A 5,114-nucleotide genomic window follows, 5' to 3' on the forward strand; every position below is an offset into this window, starting at 1 on the left:
TTTGCGATTGCTGAGCCAAGTTTAGGGTTTTCTCAAAACCCAAGCAGTATTGAACTGAAGAGTTTGATCATGGCTCAGATTGAACGCTGGCGGCAGGCCTAACACATGCAAGTCGAGCGGATGAGAGGAGCTTGCTCCTTGATTTAGCGGCGGACGGGTGAGTAATGCCTAGGAATCTGCCTGGTAGTGGGGGATAACGTCCGGAAACGGGCGCTAATACCGCATACGTCCTACGGGAGAAAGCAGGGGACCTTCGGGCCTTGCGCTATCAGATGAGCCTAGGTCGGATTAGCTAGTTGGTGAGGTAATGGCTCACCAAGGCGACGATCCGTAACTGGTCTGAGAGGATGATCAGTCACACTGGAACTGAGACACGGTCCAGACTCCTACGGGAGGCAGCAGTGGGGAATATTGGACAATGGGCGAAAGCCTGATCCAGCCATGCCGCGTGTGTGAAGAAGGTCTTCGGATTGTAAAGCACTTTAAGTTGGGAGGAAGGGCAGTAAGTTAATACCTTGCTGTTTTGACGTTACCGACAGAATAAGCACCGGCTAACTTCGTGCCAGCAGCCGCGGTAATACGAAGGGTGCAAGCGTTAATCGGAATTACTGGGCGTAAAGCGCGCGTAGGTGGTTCGTTAAGTTGGATGTGAAAGCCCCGGGCTCAACCTGGGAACTGCATCCAAAACTGGCGAGCTAGAGTACGGTAGAGGGTGGTGGAATTTCCTGTGTAGCGGTGAAATGCGTAGATATAGGAAGGAACACCAGTGGCGAAGGCGACCACCTGGACTGATACTGACACTGAGGTGCGAAAGCGTGGGGAGCAAACAGGATTAGATACCCTGGTAGTCCACGCCGTAAACGATGTCAACTAGCCGTTGGGTTCCTTGAGAACTTAGTGGCGCAGCTAACGCATTAAGTTGACCGCCTGGGGAGTACGGCCGCAAGGTTAAAACTCAAATGAATTGACGGGGGCCCGCACAAGCGGTGGAGCATGTGGTTTAATTCGAAGCAACGCGAAGAACCTTACCTGGCCTTGACATGCTGAGAACTTTCCAGAGATGGATTGGTGCCTTCGGGAACTCAGACACAGGTGCTGCATGGCTGTCGTCAGCTCGTGTCGTGAGATGTTGGGTTAAGTCCCGTAACGAGCGCAACCCTTGTCCTTAGTTACCAGCACGTTATGGTGGGCACTCTAAGGAGACTGCCGGTGACAAACCGGAGGAAGGTGGGGATGACGTCAAGTCATCATGGCCCTTACGGCCAGGGCTACACACGTGCTACAATGGTCGGTACAAAGGGTTGCCAARCCGCGAGGTGGAGCTAATCCCATAAAACCGATCGTAGTCCGGATCGCAGTCTGCAACTCGACTGCGTGAAGTCGGAATCGCTAGTAATCGTGAATCAGAATGTCACGGTGAATACGTTCCCGGGCCTTGTACACACCGCCCGTCACACCATGGGAGTGGGTTGCTCCAGAAGTAGCTAGTCTAACCTTCGGGGGGACGGTTACCACGGAGTGATTCATGACTGGGGTGAAGTCGTAACAAGGTAGCCGTAGGGGAACCTGCGGCTGGATCACCTCCTTAATCGAAGACATCAGCTTCTTCATAAGTTCCCACACGAATTGCTTGATTCATAGTCGAAGACGATGCTGTAACGCGACCCTGTTATAGGTCTGTAGCTCAGTTGGTTAGAGCGCACCCCTGATAAGGGTGAGGTCGGCAGTTCAAATCTGCCCAGACCTACCAATTGCTTGGTGCAGAAGAATACGGGGCCATAGCTCAGCTGGGAGAGCGCCTGCCTTGCACGCAGGAGGTCAGCGGTTCGATCCCGCTTGGCTCCACCACTCTCTACGCGGTTACGGTGAGAAGAGAAAGAGTTCAGAAATGAGCGCTTCAGGGAAAGCCTGTTGAGTGCTGATTTCTGGTCTTTTGACCGGTACGAATATCGTTCTTTAAAAATTTGGATATGTGATAGAAGTGACTGATTAATTGCTTTCACTGGCAATTGATCTGGTCAAGGTAAAATTTGTAGTTCTCAAGACGCAAATTTTCGGCGAATGTCGTCTTCACGATTGAGACAGTAACCAGATTGCTTGGGGTTATATGGTCAAGTGAAGAAGCGCATACGGTGGATGCCTTGGCAGTCAGAGGCGATGAAAGACGTGGTAGCCTGCGAAAAGCTTTGGGGAGTCGGCAAACAGACTGTGATCCAGAGATCTCTGAATGGGGGAACCCACCCGGCATAAGCCGGGTATCTTGTACTGAATCCATAGGTGCAAGAGGCGAACCAGGGGAACTGAAACATCTAAGTACCCTGAGGAAAAGAAATCAACCGAGATTCCCTAAGTAGTGGCGAGCGAACGGGGACTAGCCCTTAAGTTGATTTGAGTGTAGTGGAAGGCTCTGGAAAGTGCCGCCGTAGTGGGTGATAGCCCCGTACACGAAACGCTCTTATCAATGAAATCGAGTAGGACGGGGCACGAGAAACCTTGTCTGAACATGGGGGGACCATCCTCCAAGGCTAAATACTACTGACTGACCGATAGTGAACCAGTACCGTGAGGGAAAGGCGAAAAGAACCCCGGAGAGGGGAGTGAAATAGAACCTGAAACCGTATGCGTACAAGCAGTGGGAGCCTACTTTGTTGGGTGACTGCGTACCTTTTGTATAATGGGTCAGCGACTTATATTCAGTGGCGAGCTTAACCGAATAGGGGAGGCGTAGCGAAAGCGAGTCTTAATAGGGCGCTTTAGTCGCTGGGTATAGACCCGAAACCGGGCGATCTATCCATGGGCAGGTTGAAGGTTAGGTAACACTGACTGGAGGACCGAACCGACTACCGTTGAAAAGTTAGCGGATGACCTGTGGATCGGAGTGAAAGGCTAATCAAGCTCGGAGATAGCTGGTTCTCCTCGAAAGCTATTTAGGTAGCGCCTCGTGTATCACTGCTGGGGGTAGAGCACTGTTTCGGCTAGGGGGTCATCCCGACTTACCAAACCGATGCAAACTCCGAATACCAGCAAGTGTCAGCACGGGAGACACACGGCGGGTGCTAACGTCCGTCGTGAAAAGGGAAACAACCCAGACCGTCAGCTAAGGTCCCAAAGTTATGGTTAAGTGGGAAACGATGTGGGAAGGCTTAGACAGCTAGGAGGTTGGCTTAGAAGCAGCCACCCTTTAAAGAAAGCGTAATAGCTCACTAGTCGAGTCGGCCTGCGCGGAAGATGTAACGGGGCTCAAACCATACACCGAAGCTACGGGTTCATCCTTTGGATGAGCGGTAGAGGAGCGTTCTGTAAGCCTGTGAAGGTGAGTTGAGAAGCTTGCTGGAGGTATCAGAAGTGCGAATGCTGACATGAGTAACGACAATGGGAGTGAAAAACTCCCACGCCGAAAGACCAAGGTTTCCTGCGCAACGTTAATCGACGCAGGGTTAGTCGGCCCCTAAGGCGAGGCAGAAATGCGTAGTCGATGGGAAACGGGTTAATATTCCCGTACTTCTAGTTACTGCGATGGAGGGACGGAGAAGGCTAGGCCAGCACGGCGTTGGTTGTCCGTGTTTAAGGTTGTAGGCTGGTTTCTTAGGTAAATCCGGGAGATCAAGGCCGAGAACTGATGACGAGCGTTCTTTTAGAATGCGAAGTGGTTGATGCCATGCTTCCAGGAAAAGCTTCTAAGCTTCAGGTAACTAGGAACCGTACCCCAAACCGACACAGGTGGTTAGGTAGAGAATACCAAGGCGCTTGAGAGAACTCGGGTGAAGGAACTAGGCAAAATGGCACCGTAACTTCGGGAGAAGGTGCGCCGGTGAGGGTGAAGTATTTACTACGTAAGCCCATGCCGGTCGAAGATACCAGGCCGCTGCGACTGTTTATTAAAAACACAGCACTCTGCAAACACGAAAGTGGACGTATAGGGTGTGACGCCTGCCCGGTGCCGGAAGGTTAATTGATGGGGTTAGCGCAAGCGAAGCTCTTGATCGAAGCCCCGGTAAACGGCGGCCGTAACTATAACGGTCCTAAGGTAGCGAAATTCCTTGTCGGGTAAGTTCCGACCTGCACGAATGGCGTAACGATGGCGGCGCTGTCTCCACCCGAGACTCAGTGAAATTGAAATCGCTGTGAAGATGCAGTGTATCCGCGGCTAGACGGAAAGACCCCGTGAACCTTTACTATAGCTTTGCACTGGACTTTGAGCTTGCTTGTGTAGGATAGGTGGGAGGCTTTGAAGTGGGGACGCCAGTTCTCATGGAGCCATCCTTGAAATACCACCCTGGCAACCTTGAGGTTCTAACTCTGGTCCGTTATCCGGATCGAGGACAGTGTATGGTGGGTAGTTTGACTGGGGCGGTCTCCTCCCAAAGAGTAACGGAGGAGTACGAAGGTGCGCTCAGACCGGTCGGAAATCGGTCGTAGAGTATAAAGGCAAAAGCGCGCTTGACTGCGAGACAGACACGTCGAGCAGGTACGAAAGTAGGTCTTAGTGATCCGGTGGTTCTGTATGGAAGGGCCATCGCTCAACGGATAAAAGGTACTCCGGGGATAACAGGCTGATACCGCCCAAGAGTTCATATCGACGGCGGTGTTTGGCACCTCGATGTCGGCTCATCACATCCTGGGGCTGAAGCCGGTCCCAAGGGTATGGCTGTTCGCCATTTAAAGTGGTACGCGAGCTGGGTTTAGAACGTCGTGAGACAGTTCGGTCCCTATCTGCCGTGGACGTTTGAGATTTGAGAGGGGCTGACCTTAGTACGAGAGGACCGGGTTGGACGAACCTCTGGTGTTCCGGTTGTCACGCCAGTGGCATTGCCGGGTAGCTATGTTCGGAAAAGATAACCGCTGAAAGCATCTAAGCGGGAAACTTGCCTCAAGATGAGATCTCACTGGAGCCTTGAGCTCCCTAAAGGGCCGTCGAAGACTACGACGTTGATAGGTTGGGTGTGTAAGCGCTGTGAGGCGTTGAGCTAACCAATACTAATTGCCCGTGAGGCTTGACCATATAACACCCAAACAATCTGCCCTCAAAGCAGAGGGTGTCGATGGTGAAGTCGACAGAAAGCCGAAAATTTGCAAGAACTACAAATCATCTATCACGTATCCAAGGGATAGCG

At 52.1% G+C, this 5,114-nt stretch carries 2 tRNA genes and 2 rRNA genes; all 4 read left to right on the forward strand.

Annotated elements, in window-relative coordinates:
- Window positions 1–51 precede the first annotated feature (51 nt).
- The 4 genes from CDO35_RS22710 (at window position 52) to CDO35_RS22725 (ending at window position 5,002) form a co-directional block, all read left to right on the forward strand.
- Window positions 52–1,588: ribosomal RNA gene (locus tag CDO35_RS22710) — 16S ribosomal RNA — on the forward strand.
- Window positions 1,589–1,673: 85 nt separating this feature from the next.
- Window positions 1,674–1,750 (forward strand) — tRNA-Ile (locus tag CDO35_RS22715).
- Window positions 1,751–1,772: 22 nt separating this feature from the next.
- Window positions 1,773–1,848, forward strand: a tRNA-Ala gene (locus CDO35_RS22720).
- 261 nt (window positions 1,849–2,109) lie between these two features.
- A 23S ribosomal RNA gene (locus tag CDO35_RS22725) occupies window positions 2,110–5,002 on the forward strand.
- Together the 16S and 23S rRNA genes with 2 tRNA genes alongside form the textbook arrangement of a ribosomal RNA operon.
- Window positions 5,003–5,114 lie beyond the last annotated feature (112 nt).

It is taken from the genome of Pseudomonas sediminis (assembly GCF_002741105.1).
GTDB classification, from domain to species: Bacteria; Pseudomonadota; Gammaproteobacteria; order Pseudomonadales; family Pseudomonadaceae; genus Aquipseudomonas; species Aquipseudomonas sediminis.